This window comes from Flavobacterium gilvum (assembly GCF_001761465.1).
Classification (GTDB): domain Bacteria; phylum Bacteroidota; class Bacteroidia; order Flavobacteriales; family Flavobacteriaceae; genus Flavobacterium; species Flavobacterium gilvum.
Map to the genome: position 1 here is coordinate 2,076,494 of NZ_CP017479.1, position 20,615 is coordinate 2,097,108.

Here is a 20,615-nt window from a genome sequence, read left to right on the forward strand (position 1 = left end):
AACATTTTCTATCGTTTTTGCTTTTAATTGTACGTAAAATGGTTTCTAATTATGAATTACAATGTTTCAAAATAAAACCAAAAAGACAACAACAAGTTAATGTTATTGTCTTTTGTTATTTAATATATAATCATTGTCTTTTTTGGTTTATGACAAAGACGATGATAGTTTTTTTGAATTATAAACTGAAATAGCGTCTTTTAAAATTCGTACCGCACTGATCAAGTCTTCTTTTTTCAAAACATAAGCGATACGTACTTGGTTCAGTCCGACTCCAGGAGTAGAGTAGAAACCAGCTGCAGGAGCAACCATTACAGTTTCTCCATTCGAATCATAACTCTCCAAAAGCCATTGAGCGAAGTCATCGGCATTATCAATAGGAAGTTGTGCGATACAATAAAAAGCAGCTTTTGGAGTCTTTACAATAACTCCGTCAATTTTGTTCAATTCACTGATTAAAGTGTCTCTTCGTTCTTTGTATTCGACTATTACTTCATCAAAATAACTTTGCGGTGTGTCAATAGCCGCTTCACAAGCAATTTGTTCGATTGTTGGCGGACATAAACGAGCTTGAGCAAATTTCATTGCAGCAGCAATTACGTCTCTGTTTTTGGTTACCATACAACCAATTCGGGCACCACACATACTGTATCTTTTAGAAACCGAATCAATCATGATGACATTTTGTTCAATTCCTTTAAGATTCATTACCGAGAAATGTTTGTCTTTTTCGTCATATATGAATTCGCGATACACTTCGTCGGCGATTAGGAATAAATCGTATTTTTTTACCAATTCGCCTAACTGTTTAATTTCGGATTCCGAATACAAATATCCTGTTGGATTGTTCGGATTGCAAATTAAAATAGCTTTGGATTTTGGTGTAATTGCTTTTTCAAATTCCTCAATTGTAGGAAGGGTAAAACCACTTTCAATGTTAGAAATTACAGGAACAACCTTTGCACTCGATTCTTCAGAAAAGGCACTGTAATTGGCATAAAAAGGCTCAGGGATAATGACTTCATCTCCCGGATCCATGATGCTTCCAAGGGCGAACAAAAGCGCCTCAGACCCACCTGTGGTAATCATTATATCGGTATAGTCAACTTCGACACCTTGCTTGGTGTAAAATTGGGCTAATTTTTTTCGGTAACTTTCGTATCCCGCCGAAGGACCATATTCAATGATTGATAAATCAATGTTTTTTATTGCTTGGATAGCAATTTCAGGGCTTTTTATATCGGGTTGACCAATGTTTAAGTGATAAACTTTATGTCCCTTTTTCTTAGCTATTTCTGCATAAGGTGCCAATTTTCGAATTGGCGATTCCGGCATTCTTCGACCTCTAATTGATATTTTTGGCATTTTTATTTTGTTGAGGTGCAAATTTGCAATTTATTTTCCAAAATAAGAGCAAACTATATAGCATTTTTGTTGTTTTTCGTTCATTATTATCGTATAATTGGGTAATAATATGGAAAAATAACTAAATGAAAAAAAATTGTGCTTTTTTTCTTTTATTAATTACGATAATGCCAATTTTTGGCCAGGACGGTTTTGTGTTTGACAAAGGAGTAGAAAAGGTAACCGTGCCGTTGGTATTGATTAATAATTTAGTTTTTATTCCAATAAAAGTAAATGGTGCGCAATTGAATTTCCTTTTGGATACTGGTGTTGAGGAAACTATTCTTTTTAGTTTGGAAGACAATCCGGGAGTGACTTTTTTTAATACCGAAAAAGTAACTTTTAGAGGATTGGGGAGTGAAGAACCTATTGAGGGTTTGAAAACTACCAATAATATTTTGGAACTTGATGGGATGAAATCTGATCATCAGCTTATTTATGTTATTTTGGATCAGAGTTTTAATCTGTCTTCGCAAATTGGAATTCCTGTAAATGGTATTATTGGTTATCAGTTTTTTAAAGATAATTTGGTTCGGATTGATTATATTTCAAAAAAAGTAATTATTTATAAAAACAATGAAGTCAATAGAAATAGACTTGAGAAAAAATTCAACGTGACACCAATCACAGTCGAAAGATTTAAACCGTATCTGAAAGGAAATGTTGTAATGAATACATCAGGTGTAGATGTTAAATTATTGATTGATATAGGGAACAGTGATTCGGTTTGGCTTTTTCAAAATATATCAGAACAAATAAAAGTACCAACCAAAAATTTTGAAGATTTTTTAGGGAAAGGTTTCAGTGGTGATGTAGAAGGGCGAAGAGCAAGAGTTCCTGAGTTTTCATTTGATGATTATGACTTTAAGCTTCCGATTGTTGCATTTCCTGATTCCAGCTCCATAAAAAGTGTGCGCATGGTCAAAGATCGGGTGGGTTCTGTTGGAGGCGAAATTTTAAAGCGTTTTTCGGTTGTTTTTGATTATCAAAATGCAAAACTTTATTTAAGAAAAAATGCCCATTATGATGAGCCTTTCAGTTATAATAAGAGTGGTATCGAAATAAGACACAATGGTTTGCAGTGGGTACAGGAAACTGTAAAAATGGAGACGGTTCCTGTGGCGGGAGCTATCTCATTTGACAGCAATGGAAAAAATACTACTAACGATTTTAAATATAAATTCCAACTCAAACCAATATATGAAATTGCCAACATCCGGAAAAAATCACCGGCGGCAGAATCTGGTTTACAGGTTGGGGATATTATAATTACGGTTAATAAAGCATCAGTATATAAATATTCGCTTCAAAAACTGAACGAAATGTTTAAATCGGAAGATGATAAATGGATTTATCTCGAAGTGGAACGTAATAATCAAATATTAAAATTTACCTTCCAACTACATGATATTTTATAAAAAAAAACGCTTTTCAATATAAAAAGTGTTTGAAGAAATTGTTTTAGTTGGAGAGTATTTCTCCTTTTATTTTTAAGGGTACTCGTCCTTCATCGTAATTTACTGCGTTTGTTTCCAATGTAATGGTTTTGCGGATCGGACCGGGAACCATGTTGTATTTAATATCAATTCGATCTGATTTTCCAGGAGAAATAGATTGACTTGGTTTGTACAATATAGTGCAGCTTGCAGTAGATTGAATTCCGTTTATGCTTAATGGAGCATCACCTGTGTTGGTAAATGTAAAACTTCGGACGCCATTGTCGCTTGTTTTGTACACTTTTCCATAATCAACAGTGTTTTCAGCCTGAAGGATTTTGATTTTTGGACCACTTTGTGCTAAGCCAATGTTGCTCAAAAATAGCAATACGATAAAAGCAATGTTGTTTTTCATTTCCTTGATTTTTTAGTAGGTAAAGTAAATATAGCATCTTTTAATTAATGCACAATTTTTTATTTCGCTTTTTATACTGTTCTTAATTATTTACTTTTGTCCTTTATTTCAATATCAAAAATCAAACCAAAAGAGAAGTTTATTCGTGTATTTGTTAAATCGTTTATTCGAATTAAGATAGCTAATTAACGATTAAACAATTCAACGATTTGATAAATAAACAAATTAACGATTAAACGAATCCACAATAAGATGACTATTCCCGCTCAATTTGACGCTAAAACAAGTGAAAATAAATGGTATGCGTATTGGATGAAAAATAATTATTTTCATTCAAAACCAGATCACAGAACACCTTACACGATTGTAATTCCTCCACCGAATGTTACCGGAGTTTTACACATGGGACACATGCTCAACAACACGCTTCAGGATGTGTTGATTCGTCGTGCCCGATTGAAAGGGTTTAATGCTTGTTGGGTTCCCGGTACCGATCACGCCTCTATTGCAACCGAAGCCAAAGTGGTAGCCAAATTGAAATCGGAAGGAATTAATAAATTCGATTTGACTCGAGATGAGTTTTTAAAACATGCTTACGATTGGACAGATAAATACGGAGGAACCATCTTGGAACAATTGAAACAATTGGGTTGTTCTTGTGATTGGGAAAGAACCAAATTTACAATGGATCCGGATATGTCTGCTTCTGTAATTAAATCTTTCGTGGATTTATATAACAAAGGCATGATTTATCGCGGCTACCGAATGGTAAACTGGGATCCAGAGGCTAAGACGACTCTTTCTGACGAAGAAGTTATTTATGAAGAACAAAACGGAAAGTTATTTTTCCTTAAATATAAAATAGAAGGTTCAGAAGATTTTCTTACTATAGCAACTACTCGTCCTGAAACTATTTTCGGGGATACGGCTATTTGTATCAATCCAAATGATGAACGTTTTACTCATTTGAGAGGAAAAAAAGCAATCGTTCCTATTTGTGGCCGAGTAATTCCTATTATCGAAGATGAATATGTAGATGTAGAATTTGGAACCGGTTGTTTGAAAGTGACTCCTGCTCACGATGTAAATGATAAAACGTTGGGAGATAAACATAATTTGGAAATAGTTGATATTTTCAATGAAGATGCTACGCTGAACAGTTTTGGTTTGCATTACCAAGGGAAAGACCGTTTTGTGGTTCGCAAGGAAATTGAAAAAGAATTGGAAGAAATTGGAGCTTTGGCCAAAACCGAAATCCATTTGAATAAAGTAGGAACTTCTGAAAGAACCAAGGCTGTAATCGAACCTCGTTTGTCTGACCAATGGTTCCTGAAAATGGAAGAATTGGTAAAACCTGCCATAAAATCGGTTTTGGAAGATGGAGACATTAAATTGCACCCAAAACGTTTTGATAATACTTATGCGCATTGGCTGAACAATATCCGTGACTGGAATATTTCCCGTCAATTGTGGTGGGGACAACAAATTCCGGCTTATTATTATGGTGATGGAAAAGAAGATTTCGTTGTTGCCGAAAACGTTGAAGACGCTTTAAAATTAGCACAGGAAGCTACAAACAATAAACAATTAACCACAAACGATTTAAAACAAGATGCCGATGCTCTGGATACTTGGTTTTCTTCTTGGTTGTGGCCAATGTCTGTTTTTGGGGGAATTATGAATCCTGAAAACGAAGATTTTAAATATTATTATCCAACAAATGATTTGGTTACTGGACCGGATATTTTGTTTTTCTGGGTGGCGAGAATGATTATTGCCGGATATGAATACACAGATAAAAAACCATTTTCGAATGTGTATTTGACGGGATTGGTTCGTGACAAACAAAGACGTAAAATGTCTAAATCTCTAGGGAATTCACCAGAGCCTTTGGAATTGATCGAAAAGTTTGGTGCTGATGGTGTTCGTGTGGGATTGCTTTTGAGCGCTTCTGCCGGTAACGATATTATGTTTGATGAAGAATTATGTAACCAAGGAAAAGCATTTACAAATAAAATTTGGAACGCTTTTAAATTAATAAAAGGTTGGGAAGTATCTGATACGATTCCGCAGCCGGAATCTTCGAAAGTGGCGATTGAATGGTACGAAGCGAAGTTCCAACAAACTTTGGCTGAAATTGAAGATGGTTTCGAAAAATACCGAATTTCAGATGCTTTAATGGCGATTTACAAATTGGTTTGGGACGATTTCTGTTCTTGGTTCTTAGAAATGATTAAACCAGCTTACCAAAAACCAATCGACAGCGTAACTTTTGCGAAAGCGATAGAAATGTTAGAAAATAATTTGAAATTGTTACATCCGTTTATGCCGTTTTTGACAGAGGAAATTTGGCAGCACATCGCAGAAAGAACACCAGAAGAAGCTTTGATTGTTTCGACTTGGCCAGAAATAAAACCGTTCAACGCACAATTGGTTTCAGATTTTGAAAATACCATTGAAGTGATTTCGGGAATCAGAACGATTCGTAAAGATAAAAATATTCCGTTTAAAGATGGAATTGAATTGAAAGCGATTAATAACGATAAGCTTTCGACTTATTTTGATTCTATCGTGACTAAATTGGGGAATATCATTTCACTGGAATACGTTTCGGATAAAGTGGATGGTGCTTTGTCTTTCCGTGTAAAATCGAATGAATATTTTATCCCAATTTCAGGTAATATTGATGTGGAAGCCGAAATTGCTAAATTGACTGAAGAGCTAAATTACATTAAAGGTTTCTTGAAATCAGTGCAGGTTAAATTGTCAAATGAAAAATTTGTTGCCAATGCCAAACCTGAAATCATAGAAAACGAACGCAAAAAAGAAGCTGACGCTCTTTCTAAAATAGAAACGATTGAGCAAAGTTTGGCTGGATTGCAATAGTAATCTAGACTTTTATAAAAAATTAAAATCCCAATTCTGAAAAAATTTCAGGATTGGGATTTTTTAATGTATTGTAGCGAATGGGAAAGCATCTATAGTGATGGCTAATCACTACTTACCAATTACTAATCACTTTTGTTACAAATTCGATTTTATTTTTTCGATTACCGCTGCATATTCGGCATCGGATAAATACGTTTTTTGTGGATTCATTTCAAAAACACTTCCAAAACCATATCCGTCTTTGTATTTTGGAGCGATGTGCATATGTAAATGAGAAAGAGTGTCGCTGTAGGCTCCGTAGTTAATTTTGGTTGGGTTAAAAGCGGCAGCGATTGCTTTACCAACTTTGGCCACATCACGGAAGAAGGCGTTTCGTTGTTCTTCGCTCAATTCATAAAGCTCAACGGCGTGATCTTTGTAGACAACATTGCAACGGCCTGAGTAGGATTGCTCTTTGAAAAGGAATAATTGTGATACTTCCAAATCACAAATTTTGATCATTAAATTGTGTAAAGTGTCATTATTTTGACAATATAGACATTCTGAAACGGGACTAGCCATATTATTTTTTTTTAATTTTTTGATGAATCCAAAGCTAATAAAAATAAGCTTTGGCTTAAGTTAAAAGATGTAATATTTACACTAATTAGGTTTTTCGTATAGAAAGGGAACTCGAGAAAAGTGACAAAACCTTCTGAAAATATTGATTCTGGTTCAAAAAGTTTTTTCTTCAATTAAAGACTTTTGATGATTGCCATTACATCTTCCTCCCCCAAGCCATTGTCTTTTGCCTGTTTAAAGCTTTCAAATAGCGGGTGAAATAATGGCGTGTTTAAGCCTTCTTCTTTGGCAAGATTTAGGTCTTTATGTAAAAGTTTCAACGGAAATGCAGCTGGATATTGGTTGGATAAAAGGGACGGTGTTTTTATATTGGTTATCCCATTTCCACAAGCTCCCTCGTTGACAATGGTAAGCATATTTTCGCGGCTCACTCCATTTTTTTCGGCAAATAAAACGGTCTCGGCCAATCCCTGTATGTTTAATGCCAGAAAGTAGTTGATAGCTAATTTTGCTGAACTTCCAACGCCTATTTCTCCCAAGAGAAGTGACAATTTTCCCAATATATCAAGCAAAGGTCTGGCTCTTTCGTAATTTTTTGTGCTACCGCCTACAAGAATAATAAGTGCGCCATCCTGAGCGGGTTTTACACTTCCTGATACGGGAGCATCTAGAAATTCAATTTGATGTTTGTTGGATATTTCAGCCAAGAACTTTGACGTTTCAGGTGAAATCGTACTCATATTTATGATGAGTTTTCCGGTTTCGGGTTTGGATAACAGACCTGTTTCGCTTAGGAAAACCTCTTTTACTGCATCATCATTGGTTAACATTGTAAATACGACGTCACAATTCTGAATTAATTCCTGCGGATTTGCGCCCGATTTTGCACCAAGATTGATTAATTCCTGTTCTTTTTCTTTTGTTCTGTTGAAAACGGTTACTTCATAATTGGCTTTGAGAAGGTTTTTCACCATCGGGATGCCCATATTTCCAAGGCCAATCCATCCTATTTTCTCTGTACTCATTGTTTTTTTGTTTTAATGATTACGATTCCGGTTTACGATGGAATCTGAAATGTAAATTTACGAAAATTATGAGGCACGCAGGTTTTGCAAATTAAGAAATTTGGCGCTTTATCAATATTGACAAAGGAGAAAATTAGCCACAGATTAAAAAGATTATCACAGATTTTACAAACAAATTATTAAAGAAATCTGTGTAAATCTTTTTAATCTGTGGCAAAATCCAATCTATTTTATAAAAAAAAACCTCGTCTATTTCTAAACGAGGTTTGTAGATTTGGGGGTAATTAAATCAAAAACTAAAACTAAAAAAATCTTTTAGAATTGGTATTTTATACTGGTCATTACTTGACGAGGAGCAATTGGGTTTACGCTGTAATTTTCGTGTACCGTATAATTCAATTCATTTGTTATGTTTGAAAGTTTACATAAGATTGATATTTTTTTCCAAGTATAACCAGCCGAAACATCAATAGTTGTATATCCGTCGATAGGGATTTCTCTGTGCCAGATTCCGTCAGGTTTGGTGTTGTCATATTGATCATTCCAACCCCCAAGACGATCACCAATATAGTTTCCTATTGCTCCAAAAGATGCTCCTTTCAAAAGTCCTGATGATACATTGTAGAAAAAGCTCAAATTGGCTGTATGTTGTGGTGTTCTTACCAAACGATCGCCTTCTATATTACTTCCGTTTAATCCAGATGTATGGGTATAACGCATATCGTTGTAGCTGTATCCGGCAATAATGCTTAAACCTTCGATTGGACGTGATGTAACGTCAACCTCAATACCTTTACTTTTGGTTCCACCATTCAGAGTTTTTATGTTTGTATCCGAGTTAAGAGAACCATCAGCTTTGAATTCTGCCATTTGAGCCAAGTTACTATTGGTAATTTGATAAACGGTTACGTTTGTTGTCAAAAGTCCTTTCCAGAAATCTTTCTTGATACCGGCTTCATATTGGTCGATTATCGATGGGGCAATTGGTTTTAAATCCGGTGTAGTTCCGGTGTTTGGTGTAAATGAGCTAGAGTAACTTCCAAAAATTGACATGTCTTTTGTTGGTTGGTAAACCAATCCGATTTTTGGAGAAAAAGCATTGTCCAGTTTTTTGGCACCAACTGTAGGAACGGCATTTTCTGGAGCTGTAGTTTGAATTGCTTTTTTTGCATCATAAACTTCTTTGTAAGTAGTAACTTCGGCTTCTTGCCAAGACCAACGAATACCCGCCAAAACTTTAATTTGTTCAGTAACCGAAATCAAATCCTGGAAATAAACCCCAAAACGGTTGGTTTCTGTTTTTGCTATTTGAGTATTTCTTGAATTTGGCTCATCATTTCTTTGTTTTGAAGGATCAAAAGTGTAAAGATTAATTGTGTCATAATTTGCAGGAGTAAACACATAAGTATATGCTGTCGCAAATGAATTTTCCCAATCTGCTCCTGTAAATATTTGGTGTTTTACACTTCCAGTGTTAAAAGTTCCCTGTAGGCTTAATTGGTCGCCCAAAATTTGTTCCAGGTTTTTATTTTCTACTAATGGTCTTGTCCAGTCACCATTAGGAAGTACCGTTGCTAATTGAGCGGTTGATTTTGAAGCCCTGTCATAAGTCTGAAAAGAGCTGTTGAAATTCAGTTTCCAGTTTTTGTTAAAATCATGGTTTACCAAAGCTGAAGCACTTGCTGATTTTGTGTTTCCATTTGACCAAAGCGCACCATAGAAATTGTTGCGAGGTACATCTACAATTGTGGATGAAGTTGTTGTTGTAATAGCTCCTGTTCCAAAATCCGGAGTCCAATCGGCATCCAGGTAATCTCCTTGTACCGTAATTTGGGTTTTATCGCTTATGTTAAAAAGAACCGAAGGGTTAAAGTAGATACGCTCATTTTTTACAACATCTCTGAAACTTTCAGAGTTTTCATAAGAACCATTGATTCTGTAAGCAATAGATTTATTTAACGGGCCATAAAAATCAAATGAAGGTTTATAGAAAGCATAGCTTCCCATTTGCATCGAAATTTCTCCTCCACTTTTGAAAGAAGGAGTTTTGGTAACCAAATTCAAAATTCCGCCCGGGGCCACGTTTCCGTATAGTAATGCCGCTCCACCTTTTAAGAATTCTACTTTCTCTAAACCGGCAACATCTGGAATGGAACCTGCATTATAGCGGAAACCATTTTTGAACATGTTGTTGGCAGACATATCATATCCTCTTGAGTAAAAAGATTCCTGAGCTCCACCACGAGCTGAACTTACGTAAACACCATTTGCATTTTTTACGACTTCGCTTAAGCGAATGGCTTGTTGTTGTTCTATAACTTCACCATCAATTATCTGAACACTTTGCGGAGTATCCATCGGTTTTAGTCCAGAACGTAAAGCCGATACAGGTTTTTGATGTTTATTCCCGTTTACGATTACTTCTTTTAGTTCTTGTCCTTTTCTTTTTTTGACAGTATCGTTTGTTGATTTTATAGTGTCTGATGAAAAATAATATAGATTATCGGCTTTTGAGTCGTTTGAGTTACTTGCAATATCTTGTGCTTGGGTATTAAGGCAGAATGCAACAAAAATTAGGGGGAATAAAATATATTTCATATCGTTTATTTGGAATAATTAAAAATAACGATGCAAATATAAGTTCAAACTATGGAATGACAAAGTTTATTTAGAATAAATATTAATAATATTTTTGTAAATATTTAACTAATTGTATTTCAGTATTTTGATTTTGTGTAAAAGCTGTTTATTGAAGCTGACAACTCTTTTTAGAGATGTTTTGGTTTGTATTAATGACTTTTAACCTAAGTTCAATTATTAATTTTTGGAGCAGAAAGATTAGGCTTTTTCAGTAATCATTGGTCCCGCTCGTTTCGTTGCAATCTTTTCTTTTTTAAAGAAAAAAGAAAAGGATTTCCACTGCAAACGAAAGTTCACTGAACTCCTATGAAAATAAAAAAATAGTGAAGTAATCGGGGCTAAAGAGAGGGATTGTGCGTTCTAAATAATCATTCCAAAGAGGGAAACAGAAAGAATCGAACTTAATCTCTAACACTTTTTTTCTTCAATTTGTAGTTTTTGGATTTTACTATTTTTCCGCTATCAGTAATCATTAGACAACTATAATCAGGAAATTGGTTGAGTAATTCAAGTCCTGCTTTTTGTCCTAAAACCATTAAAGAAGTACTGAGTCCGTTGGCAGTTTCGGCATTTGGACCAAAAACAGTAACGCTGCACAATCCCGTTGCAGGATAACCTGTTGCCGGATTGATGATGTGCGAATAGCGTTTGCCATCAAAAACAACAAATTTTTCGTAGCTCCCAGAAGTTGTGACCGCACCTTTTTCTAATGGAACCGTGGTTAAAAGTTTTTGGGGATGAAAAGGATTTGTAATGCCAATTTTCCAAGGCTTTCCGTTGGGTTGTTTTCCCCAGGTACTCATATCGCCTGAGCCGTTTACAATTCCGGCATTGATTCCCTTGGCGAGCATCATTTCTCTGCATTTGTCCGTTGCGTAACCTTCACCCAAAGCGCCAAAACCAATTTTCATTCCTTTTAGTTTTAAGAAAATGGTCGAGTTTAAGCTGTCCAAAACGATGTTTTTGTAACCCACTTTTTCAACCGATTTTTTTATGGCTTCCGCCGAAGGCATTTCGGTCATGGATCCGTCAAACTTCCAGATTCTGTCCATAGCTGCAAAACTGATATCAAAGCCTCCCTTGGTAATTTCCGAAAAATGAAGAGCTCTTTTGGTGAGTTCAAAAACTTCCTTGTCTACTTTTACCGGCTGTATTCCGGCGTTTCTATTTACTTCGTATATTTGTGTGTTGGGTTTCCAATCAGAGATAAGGTATTCAATTCTTGTGATTTCGGCGATTACTTCGTTTATGTTTTTTTCTGCTGTAAGAGAATCTTGTGCTACAATTGTTATATCAAAACGCCCGCCCATAAGCAGGGTGGTTCTTTTTCTTAAGACTTGACTGTTGCCTGAAAAACCACAAATTATTAATATCAAAAGTGGAAAAAATCTATATTTTGGCTTCATCGTGTAATTTATGTTTTGAATACTATTTTTCTGCTAAGTAGATTCTAAATTGATTGTTGCAATTTTACTTTTTTTGGCATCACAAATTTAACCGCAAGGAGCGCAAAGATATAATCGCAAAGAACACAAAGCTTTGCGACCCTTGGGAAATATTTATAAAGCAATGAAAATCTTTGCGTTCGTGGCGGTAAATATATGTAACAAGAAATTGTATTTAGGTTAATAACAATCCGTCAGCACCTGTCCTTTGGTTTTATAATCCAAAATATTCAAAGAAGTTTGGCTAAGAATTTCATCAAATACATGTTCTACGTCCCGTTGCATCGAGAGCGAGCCGCAAATCATAACAATGCCTCCGTGAGTCAGTAAATCCGTGAAGAAATCGGCATCTTTTCGTATTAAATCCATCACGTAATCATGGTTTTTTTCGCGGGACAAAGCCAAATAAAAACTTTGGAGTTGTTGTTTTTCGATCATTTCATTGGCAAATTTTTTGTGTTCCAAAACAGTTTCGGTTTCCTGTCTAAAACCGGAATATAAATGGATCGCTGTCTTTTTCCTGTTTTGTTCAATCATTCCAAGAAAAGGTGCAATTCCGGTTCCGTTTGAAATTAAGGCCACATTTGAAGTGTTTTTTGGAAGATGAAATGTTACGTTTTTAATGATTCGTGCTTTTATGATCTCGCCCGGTTCAAGATTGTGTAAAAATCCAGAGCCAAGACCGGAAGGATGCAGTTTTACAACCAATTGTATGTTGCCATTGTGATTTCCGATGGAGTAGAGGCGTTCCCGCGTGTCGTTTGCCGGATAAATCGCCAATAAGTCGCCGGATTCGAATTTAGTTCTCGAATTGGCATGAAGCGTGAGTATAAAAGTATGTTCGTTTTCGGAGGTTTCAGTTTTGTTTAACACCATCAGTTTTTGCAAACCTTTGGGTGTGTGATTGTATAAAGATGGAGTTGCAGAGAGAGAAATTCCTGTTTTGGCACTCCATAATTTTATCCAATTGACAAATTCTTCGGCCGATTTGTCGTTTATGGTTTGTAATTCCAAAAGGCGTTCTGACCAATTTTGATTGGCCAATAAAGTATCGACTTCTTGGGCAAAGCCACAGAAATCAGGATAGGCTTTTGAACCAAATCCAACTACCGAAATGTTGATTTTTTGATTTTGTTCGGTTTTGTTAATGAGCGAAATGAATTTACTTGCATTCGAAGGAGGGTCTCCCAATCCGTGGGTTGAGGTGAAAACGATGAGGTGTTCCGCTTTTGCGTAAGCGGAATAATTATTCATTTCGGTAAGGAAAACTTTTTCACCGTGAGCGAGTAATTGCTTATAAATGGCATTGGCAAATCGAAGTGTACTTCCGTTTTCGGAACCGACAAGCAAAATGAATTTACTTTCGCCAGCTTTGAATTTGTTTTTGATTCGGCTCGATCTCCTTTTCAAAGTCATCGCAAAACCCGAATAGATAAAAAACAAAATATTCAAACTTGCTAATCCTAAAATAAAAGCCCAAATGTAGTTGCTTCTTCCGGTGTGTAAATCAAGGCTCAAACTGGACAAAAGGGTGGTTGTAGGGAAACGTTTTTCGCTTACCACAGCTCCTGTGATTTGATTGACTTCGATTTCGCGGTCTTTTAGCGTTATGATGTAATAGTCTTCTGGATCGTCTGAAAACGGGAATTCAATTTTTTCAGCATCGGAAAGAAAAGTGTTTTTGAATACGGAAGAATTTGACTCTTTTTTGGAAATTGGAGTTTCTATTTTTTGTTCCGAATCTTTTTTTGGTATAAAAAAATTGAATTTTTCGAGTGTCAAATAAGTTCCTGTTACGGCAATAATCAATATCGGAATTAGAGCGAATCGACCCAAAATCACATGATAATATTGTGCAAAATAGTCTTTGACGATTTTTGAGAAAAAGTTGCTAAGCCCTTTTTGTCGTTTGAGAAGAAGCACAAATCCCGAAATGGAAATTAGTCCTAAAATAAAAGAGATTAATCCAACGAAAAAACGTCCAGCTTCGTGAAGAAATAAAGAACGGTGAAGTCCTGTAATCCATTGAATAAATTCGCTTTTTTTGATGGGTTCACCTAGTATTTTTCCGGTTCTTGGGTCGATATAGGAATTGATATCATTGTCTTCTTTATCAATGGCTTTTAGCGTTACAAATTGGTTGTGGTCAACGCCCAACTCGGTTATTTCGGGGTATGTTTTTTTGAGTATTGGCAAAGTTTCTTCCAGCGTTATTTTGTCGAAATTTTCCACTTTGTAAGGAGGTAATTTCTCCTGGATAGCATCTACCGCAAGAATGGTTCCCGTTACGGATGCCAATAGTAAAAACAAAGAAGAAACCACCGCCAAGGCCAAATGTGAATAACGCCAAAAAGAAAGAGTCATTGATATAATGTGTTTTGGTAATTATTAAAAATAAAATCTGCGTAAGTCAGCGAAAGTCAGTGTGATTATTTTTTCTCGCAGATTTTTGCAGACTAACGCAGATGAAAAAATTAGATTCTACTCAATCTCACATAGCGAATGTATCCTTTGCCTTCTGTTTTATCTGCGATTCCTTCTGTTGTAAGCGGAATTTCAATATCGTTTGTATAATATTTGTTGTCTTCAACAGCAGTTTCAAAACGTAATTTATATCCTTTGTTGATTTTAGCATCTTCAATTTCCAAAGTTGTCACACTACGATCGCCGCCAGTTACCGAAGCTCCGGTTGTGGCACTGATGTCGGTTGGTCTTTTGGAATAAAATTTATGCCATTGTTTAAGTGTTTTGTACCATTTTTTATCATCGCCCATTACATAGAGGGTTTTGTCGTAATCCCCTTTTGGGTTGATAAGCGACACAACAATGTAAGCACCTTCGCCAGCATAGTTGGACATTTGCAACATGCATTTGTATTTGCTAGTTTGAGCTGAGGCTTGGAATGATAATAATAAGATTAATGTTCCGGTTAAGGCTATTTTTAGTGTTGATTTCATTTTTGAATTATGAATTATGGGTGTTATCGAGTTGATAGTTTTTTTTAATACATAGAAACATAGAATTTATAGTTTTGAAAAGAACTAGATAATCGTTTCACTTTTCACATAGTTGTCTATGCGGAAAATAGTACTATTTCTATTCAGTCTTTTTCATCAGTTTTTAATCTATGTTTCTATGTGTCTCATTTTTTTATTACAGGATTAGAATTTTTAGCTAACGATTAATTACTTCAAAAACTCCAATGATATTTTGTTTTTGCTTAATGTTTCGTTTTCTTTTGCCAAGGCGTATGGACTTTCGTCAAAATCGGTTTTGATTTCTTTTTTTGCGCCAAGCGAAAGAAGGTATTTTAAGATTGTGTCGTCTTTTGAAATCATCGCGGCTTTGTGCAAAGCGGTCAAACCATTCTTATTTTTGGCATTAATATCGATGTTTAAATTGGCAATTTTCTTTAGCAAAGCTAAATCATTTTTGGCAACAGCAAAATGGTAAAGTGTGCTTCCGTCTTTTTGCGGAGCAGCCAAGTCCAATCCTTTGTCTTGCAATAGTTTTATTTTGGTAGCAAAAGCATCTTGTCTTGGTGAATTGCCGCCTTCGGTAGGACGTCCTCCTCCCATTCCTTGCATTTGCGGGCGGTAAGAATCGATTAAGTAAAAACCTAAATTATTCCCGTCTTTGTCAAGCACTTTTACATCGGCTCCTTTTTCTGTCAAAAGAGTTGCTGCTTCAACAGTCCCGGATTGAATTGCTTTTGTCAGCGCCGATTCTCCTTTTTTGTTTTGAGCATTTATGTTTTTGGTGAGAGGCAACAATTGACTCAAAGCTTCAATGTTTTCTCTGTTTGAAGCGGCAATCATTAATGGTGTGTTACCGTCAATATCTGCTTTGTTGCTATCTGCTCCTTTGGAAATAAAGTAGTTGATAATCTCGGTTTGCTTGGCTTTGGTTACCAATGAATGAAATACGTTTTGTCCTTCTTTGTTAGTGGCCGTTGGTTTTATTTTTAAATCTTCAACCAGGTATTTGTAGGTTTCAAGTGTGTTGGCATCTCTACGGGAACCTTGTGCAGCAAAAAGAAGTGCGTTATCATTGTATTTTACTCCTTTTTCCAAAAGGTTTTTTAACAAAGAAATATTTCCAGTTCTTGCCGCATAATTGAAAGCAGTATTTCCATCGGAATCAACATCTTTAAGGGACATTCCTTTTGAAATAAAATAATTGGTAAGCGTAAGGTCTTTGTCGTAGGCTATGGCCAAAAGCAATAGGTTTGCACCATCTTGGTATTTTTTCTTTGGGTCAATTCCTGCTTTGAAAAAAGCATCATAGATTGCTGTGTTTTTTTGACCGCTGCTGGCTGCAGAAGTGATTGGGAAACTGCTGTGGCTGTCTTCAAGATTAATGTTTGAGCCTTTAGCAATTAAATATTCTATGATTTCTACATTACCTTTAGTAGCAGCCCAATGAAGGTAAATTCGGTTATCGTGTGTTGGTTTGTTAACGCTGTTTCCAGGTTGTTCCAGTAAGTATTTTATAGTAGCATTTGGAGCGTCATTATTTATGGCGAGAACAACTGGGTCAAAAGCCTTGTCATTGGATTCTGATGGGTTGTTGCCTTTTGCGATTTCTGCTTGAACCGATGCTACATCAGGATTAGTTTTCCAGAAAGACTGTTCCAAAAGCGTGTTTTTTTGCTGTGCACTGACAAACAAAGTAGCAATGAAAGCGAGGGGGAAAAAAAGATTTTTTTTCATAAAAGTTTTATTAATAGGAGGGATATTTATTTTTGCAATGCATTATTTAGATTAAATAAAAATAGTGCAAATATAAAAATTAATATTACCTTTTAAAGTGTTTCATTTTATAAAATTCCAGTTTTTTGTGATATTGGACTGTTAAAAAATGAAAAGGTTTAAAGTGAGGATTTTATGCCTTTATGTAAGTTTTTTTTATAAAAGTCTACCGATGAAGTTTTTTCAACATTCCAATAATCCACAATATTGTCATTCCGTAGGAATCTCAAATGCTATTCCATAAAGTTAAAGATTCTTATTGTGGAGCCACTTGCGGAGATTCCTACGGAATGACAATATTGTGGATAAGTATTACGTGATATTTCAGAATCAGCCCACTGCTTGAATTTCTTTCATATTATTTTTTTTGAAAAAAATGAGACATCTACAAGATCAGTTTTGATTTTTTTAAAAAAATTAAGCGGCTGTTTTTTCTTTTTTCTTTTTGTTCCTTCCCCACCAAATATAAAAACCAGAAATAGGAAGCGTAGCAATAAGTAAACTGATTAAAAAGGCAAATATTTTTCCTGCCAGACCAAAAACCGCTCCGGTGTGAATGTCATAATTCATTCGTATTAATTTATCGGCAACGTTGGCATCTGCATATTTGTCGAAAATGTGATTCACTTGTATTTCTTTCAATGTGTACTGGTCAAAATAGCGATAATCTATTTTATAAAACGTTCCAACTTCGGGATTGATATTGGCAGCTATGGCCGTGCTGTCGTTTTCCGGAGGATGCACTTCGATGGATTTTGCAGTTGGGTATTCTTTTTGCATCATTTGCCAAACTTTATCTAATGGTTTGGCTATAGTAGTACTTTTTTTTGTTGAAACTGCATCTTGGTAGATTAACGATTTTTTACCTCCAAGAGACTTGTAATAAGAATTGGCAAACCATTGAAACCCCCAAACCAAACCGGTAATGGCAAAAACAAGTGCAATCAATAAAACGTAAAATCCGGTGATGTTGTGCAAATCATAGTTTTTGCGTTTCCATTTTGTTGTGTCTTTCCATCGGAACCAAAAGCGTTGTTTTACAGCATTTTTATTTCTTGGAAACCAAAGAAATAATCCTGAAATAATGAGAATTAGGAAAATTAATGTGGCTGTTGCGCAAACAGTTTGTCCAATTTTTTCTGGTAACCAAAGATAGAAGTGCCCGTCGAGAATGAAACTGAAAAAACCTTCATCCATATTGATGGTTTTCAATTTTTTGCCCGTATAAGGATTCAGATAAATGATATAATAATAAGTAGGTTCGTAATGAAAAAAAATGGCTTCTGCCGATTTTTCTCTTCCATTGTATTTGATAGAATGAAGCACTTTTCCGGGAAGTTCTTTTCTTGCAATTTGTTCCAATTGCGAGGGCAGGAGAAAAGCTTTATTTTGCTTTTCTACAAATCGATATTCTTCGGTATAGTTTTGTATTTCTTCCTGAAAAGCATATAAACAACCGGTGATGGCAATTATAAATACAATGATGCCCGAGGATAACCCGAGCCATAAATGTATTTTACCGATTGCTTTTTTGAAATTATTGTTTTTCATTATAAATGAATTCAACTTCGTGCTTAATGGGAAGTCTTGTTGGGTATAAAGTATTAAAATTTGTAGGTAATATTTATTCTTGCGTTTGTACCGGCTTCGGCCTGCAGATAATACATGTCACCATAGCTGTCATATCCGCCAGAGTATAAGTATTGGTTCAAAATATTGTTCACAATAAGGTTGATAGACACTTTTTTGAATTGATATGAAAGCCCTCCATCGAGACGGAAATAATCTGGAAGAGAACCGGTATTATTTGGAGAAATAAACCAAGGAGCTCTTTTTACTTGGTATTGATAGCCTAACGAAGCACCAAATCCGTTGAAGAAACCATTATCAAAAGTGTAATTCAACCATGTGCTTTGAATGTGTTTGGTTGAGCCCGGAATTTGGTTTCCAACCATTGTTGGGTCTGTATCTTCAGTTACTCTTCCTTCAGTAAAAGCATAGTTGGCAATAACGTCAAAGTTTTTAAGAATTTCTCCTCTTACATCAACTTCGATTCCTTTAATTTTATGCTGACCGCCTTCTTTGTTGTATTGCATTGATCCATTCGAATGGTCGGGGTCAATGGTAAGAACATTGTTCATCGTAATTTGGTAGGCAGCCAATACCGAATTCCATTTTCCGTTGAACCAATCTTTTTTATATCCCAACTCCAGATTGGTTCCCGTTTGCGGATTGAAGCTTTTTCCCTGCCAATCGGTTCCATAATTTTCGGTAAAAGATTCATCGCGTACAAAATAGAAAGAGTTGTCGCTGTTTAATGAATAACTTAAGCCAATGCGAGGCGTGAATTTATCATTGGATGTTCCGCCCGAATAAGCATCTGTTGCTTTCAGCAAGGTATATCTTCCTGCTAAAGTTAAGCGAAGTCTATCGTCCAAAAATCCTATTTCGTCCTGAATATAACTCGCCGTATAATTGTTTTTGTATTTTACGCCGCGCTCTTTTATATCCTTACTTCTGTCAAAAGTAGGAGAGGAGGGCAATGTTCCATGCACCGGATTGTAAACGTCCAAATCAGGCATGGTAAAATATTGATTCCAGTCGTGATAATAGGTTTTTTCGCTTATATCTATACCTCCCAAAAGTTTGTGGGAGACAGCACCAGTTTTGAAATTACCATTTACAAATGATTGGGCGATATAGGTTTTTCCTAAAATATCCCAATTGCTTCCCGCTCTTTTGAGGATAGCATCGTTGTTTGGGTCAAAACCATTAGGCCATAATTTGATTCCTTCTTGTTGGTAATTCATATAATCACCCTGAAAAGTAACGCGCCAATTATCATCGAATTTATGTTCGATAATTCCCAAAAGACTTCTTTCGAGCATATCGGTTGGGTCTAAGTTGGGTTCTGATGTGGTGTTGCTTCTTGGTAATTCTTCATAGCCATTTTTCATAAAAAGATAGTTGGCTCCAATGGCATTTACCTTTGAGAATTGTTGGGTATATTCGAGTGTGATTGAAGTATTGTCTGTGGGCAAATATTTTAATACTGGGGCAAATGAATAACGGTCATTGAAATCAAAATCTCTATAACTGTCTCTTTTTTGTCCCATAACATTCAGGCGGTACAAGAGTTTTCCATCTTTGGTTAGTTTACCGTCGAGGTCAAAAGTGCCTCTGAATAAATTATCGCTTCCGTAGGTAAAACTCGCTTCGGCTTTGTTCCTTCCGCTTGGTTTTTTGGTCACCACATTATAAAAACCACTTGGATTTCCGGTTGCAAGCATAAAACCTGCTGGGCCCTTTACAAATTCAATACGTTCTACCATGCTCATATCTTCCGTCAATGGCCCCCAAGTTGTACTCATGTTCATTCCATTTCTGAAAGCCGAAACCTGACTTCCTCTCATGGTAATTCGGGCATAATTATCCCAGTGTTCTACTCTTGTTGCGCCACTTACATTGCGGGAAACTCCTTCGAGCATATCAAAAATTTGCTGATTCTGCATCAACTTTCCGGTAATCACTTGTATGTTTTGTGGAATTTCGATTATAGGACCTTGCAATCGCAGCGAAGAGGAAATTCTATTGGTTTTAAAAGTACTTTTGTTACTCAAAATTACAACTTGATTCAGCTCTTGATTCACCAAGTCGAGTTTTAAATCTTGGATGGTAATTCCTTTTGATGTAATTATTATTTCTTTATTAATGTCTTTATAGCCTACTAAGGTAACAATCAATATGTGTGTTCCGGCTGGGATATTTTTAATTTCATAAATACCATTGTTCCCGGATATTGTGTTTTTATTTGTTCCTTTTATCGAAAGAGACACTCCTTCTGCAGGTTTATTGTCGCTGGTTTGGATGATTCCTTTTATAGTTCCTCCTTTTATGCTTGCATTTCCCTGTCCGAATACAGATATTACCGAAAACAGAAAAGCAATAAAGAAAGGGAATATATTTTTCATTTATTTTAGAATCAATTAATTTAGGTTGCAAATTTATTGACTAATTTTTTATCAATGAAATTAATTAAGATTAATTAT

Annotated in this window: 13 protein-coding genes; 2 read left to right on the forward strand and 11 right to left on the reverse strand. The window is 35.6% G+C overall.

Features of this window, described 5'->3' with window-relative positions:
- Positions 1 to 147: 147 nt before the first annotated feature.
- Positions 148 to 1,365, reverse strand: coding sequence for a pyridoxal phosphate-dependent aminotransferase (locus EM308_RS08810; protein ID WP_035639212.1), 1,218 nt, complete (start codon positions 1,363 to 1,365; stop codon positions 148 to 150).
- 125 nt (positions 1,366 to 1,490) lie between these two features.
- Here EM308_RS08810 and EM308_RS08815 point away from each other — a divergent pair, with 125 nt between their 5' ends.
- Positions 1,491 to 2,822 carry a PDZ domain-containing protein gene (locus EM308_RS08815; RefSeq protein WP_035639214.1) on the forward strand — a complete coding sequence of 444 codons (1,332 nt, stop codon included), beginning with the start codon at positions 1,491 to 1,493 and terminating at the stop codon, positions 2,820 to 2,822.
- A 43-nt stretch (positions 2,823 to 2,865) separates the two neighbouring features.
- Here EM308_RS08815 and EM308_RS08820 read toward each other — a convergent pair whose 3' ends face one another.
- Positions 2,866 to 3,255: a DUF1573 domain-containing protein gene (locus EM308_RS08820; protein ID WP_035639215.1), complete on the reverse strand. Its 390-nt coding sequence runs from the start codon at positions 3,253 to 3,255 to the stop codon at positions 2,866 to 2,868.
- A gap of 252 nt (positions 3,256 to 3,507) precedes the next feature.
- Here EM308_RS08820 and EM308_RS08825 point away from each other — a divergent pair, with 252 nt between their 5' ends.
- Positions 3,508 to 6,141: a valine--tRNA ligase gene (locus EM308_RS08825; RefSeq protein ID WP_035639217.1), complete on the forward strand. Its 2,634-nt coding sequence runs from the start codon at positions 3,508 to 3,510 to the stop codon at positions 6,139 to 6,141.
- A 138-nt stretch (positions 6,142 to 6,279) separates the two neighbouring features.
- Here the strand turns inward: EM308_RS08825 and EM308_RS08830 are convergent, their stop codons facing one another.
- The 9 genes from EM308_RS08830 to EM308_RS08870 all read right to left on the reverse strand — a co-directional run bounded on the left by EM308_RS08830 (position 6,280) and on the right by EM308_RS08870 (position 20,537).
- The gene (locus tag EM308_RS08830) at positions 6,280 to 6,705 is read right to left on the reverse strand and encodes an HIT family protein (RefSeq protein ID WP_035639220.1); all 426 of its coding nucleotides are present in this window, start codon (positions 6,703 to 6,705) and stop codon (positions 6,280 to 6,282) included.
- 173 nt (positions 6,706 to 6,878) lie between these two features.
- Positions 6,879 to 7,730 (reverse strand): NAD(P)-dependent oxidoreductase, encoded by an 852-nt coding sequence (locus tag EM308_RS08835; RefSeq protein ID WP_035639223.1) that lies wholly within the window; start codon positions 7,728 to 7,730, stop codon positions 6,879 to 6,881.
- 315 nt (positions 7,731 to 8,045) lie between these two features.
- Positions 8,046 to 10,328, reverse strand: a complete 2,283-nt coding sequence (locus tag EM308_RS08840; protein WP_035639226.1) for a TonB-dependent siderophore receptor — start codon at positions 10,326 to 10,328, stop codon at positions 8,046 to 8,048.
- Positions 10,329 to 10,771: 443 nt separating this feature from the next.
- On the reverse strand, positions 10,772 to 11,776 hold the full coding sequence (locus tag EM308_RS08845) for an FAD:protein FMN transferase (RefSeq protein ID WP_035639228.1): 1,005 nt from the start codon (positions 11,774 to 11,776) through the stop codon (positions 10,772 to 10,774).
- A 219-nt stretch (positions 11,777 to 11,995) separates the two neighbouring features.
- Positions 11,996 to 14,179, reverse strand: coding sequence for a PepSY domain-containing protein (locus tag EM308_RS08850; RefSeq protein WP_035639231.1), 2,184 nt, complete (start codon positions 14,177 to 14,179; stop codon positions 11,996 to 11,998).
- A gap of 110 nt (positions 14,180 to 14,289) precedes the next feature.
- Positions 14,290 to 14,772, reverse strand: a complete 483-nt coding sequence (locus tag EM308_RS08855; RefSeq protein ID WP_035639234.1) for a DUF2271 domain-containing protein — start codon at positions 14,770 to 14,772, stop codon at positions 14,290 to 14,292.
- 228 nt (positions 14,773 to 15,000) lie between these two features.
- Positions 15,001 to 16,527, reverse strand: coding sequence for an ankyrin repeat domain-containing protein (locus EM308_RS08860; protein WP_035639237.1), 1,527 nt, complete (start codon positions 16,525 to 16,527; stop codon positions 15,001 to 15,003).
- Positions 16,528 to 16,983: 456 nt separating this feature from the next.
- Entirely contained in the window at positions 16,984 to 18,117 is a 1,134-nt protein-coding gene (locus EM308_RS08865) for a PepSY-associated TM helix domain-containing protein (protein WP_035639031.1), read from the reverse strand.
- A gap of 53 nt (positions 18,118 to 18,170) precedes the next feature.
- A complete protein-coding gene (locus EM308_RS08870) occupies positions 18,171 to 20,537 on the reverse strand; it encodes a TonB-dependent receptor (protein WP_035639029.1) in 2,367 nt (788 codons plus the stop codon).
- Positions 20,538 to 20,615: the final 78 nt, after the last annotated feature.

Bases quoted from the DNA above. Each gene is read 5' to 3' on its own strand.
- EM308_RS08810 (WP_035639212.1), bottom strand. From the start codon at position 1,365: ATGCCAAAAATATCAATTAGAGGTCGAAGAATGCCGGAATCGCCAATT.
- EM308_RS08815 (WP_035639214.1), top strand. From the start codon at position 1,491: ATGAAAAAAAATTGTGCTTTTTTTCTTTTATTAATTACGATAATGCCA.
- EM308_RS08820 (WP_035639215.1), bottom strand. From the start codon at position 3,255: ATGAAAAACAACATTGCTTTTATCGTATTGCTATTTTTGAGCAACATT.
- EM308_RS08825 (WP_035639217.1), top strand. From the start codon at position 3,508: ATGACTATTCCCGCTCAATTTGACGCTAAAACAAGTGAAAATAAATGG.
- EM308_RS08830 (WP_035639220.1), bottom strand. From the start codon at position 6,705: ATGGCTAGTCCCGTTTCAGAATGTCTATATTGTCAAAATAATGACACT.
- EM308_RS08835 (WP_035639223.1), bottom strand. From the start codon at position 7,730: ATGAGTACAGAGAAAATAGGATGGATTGGCCTTGGAAATATGGGCATC.
- EM308_RS08840 (WP_035639226.1), bottom strand. From the start codon at position 10,328: ATGAAATATATTTTATTCCCCCTAATTTTTGTTGCATTCTGCCTTAAT.
- EM308_RS08845 (WP_035639228.1), bottom strand. From the start codon at position 11,776: ATGAAGCCAAAATATAGATTTTTTCCACTTTTGATATTAATAATTTGT.
- EM308_RS08850 (WP_035639231.1), bottom strand. From the start codon at position 14,179: ATGACTCTTTCTTTTTGGCGTTATTCACATTTGGCCTTGGCGGTGGTT.
- EM308_RS08855 (WP_035639234.1), bottom strand. From the start codon at position 14,772: ATGAAATCAACACTAAAAATAGCCTTAACCGGAACATTAATCTTATTA.
- EM308_RS08860 (WP_035639237.1), bottom strand. From the start codon at position 16,527: ATGAAAAAAAATCTTTTTTTCCCCCTCGCTTTCATTGCTACTTTGTTT.
- EM308_RS08865 (WP_035639031.1), bottom strand. From the start codon at position 18,117: ATGAAAAACAATAATTTCAAAAAAGCAATCGGTAAAATACATTTATGG.
- EM308_RS08870 (WP_035639029.1), bottom strand. From the start codon at position 20,537: ATGAAAAATATATTCCCTTTCTTTATTGCTTTTCTGTTTTCGGTAATA.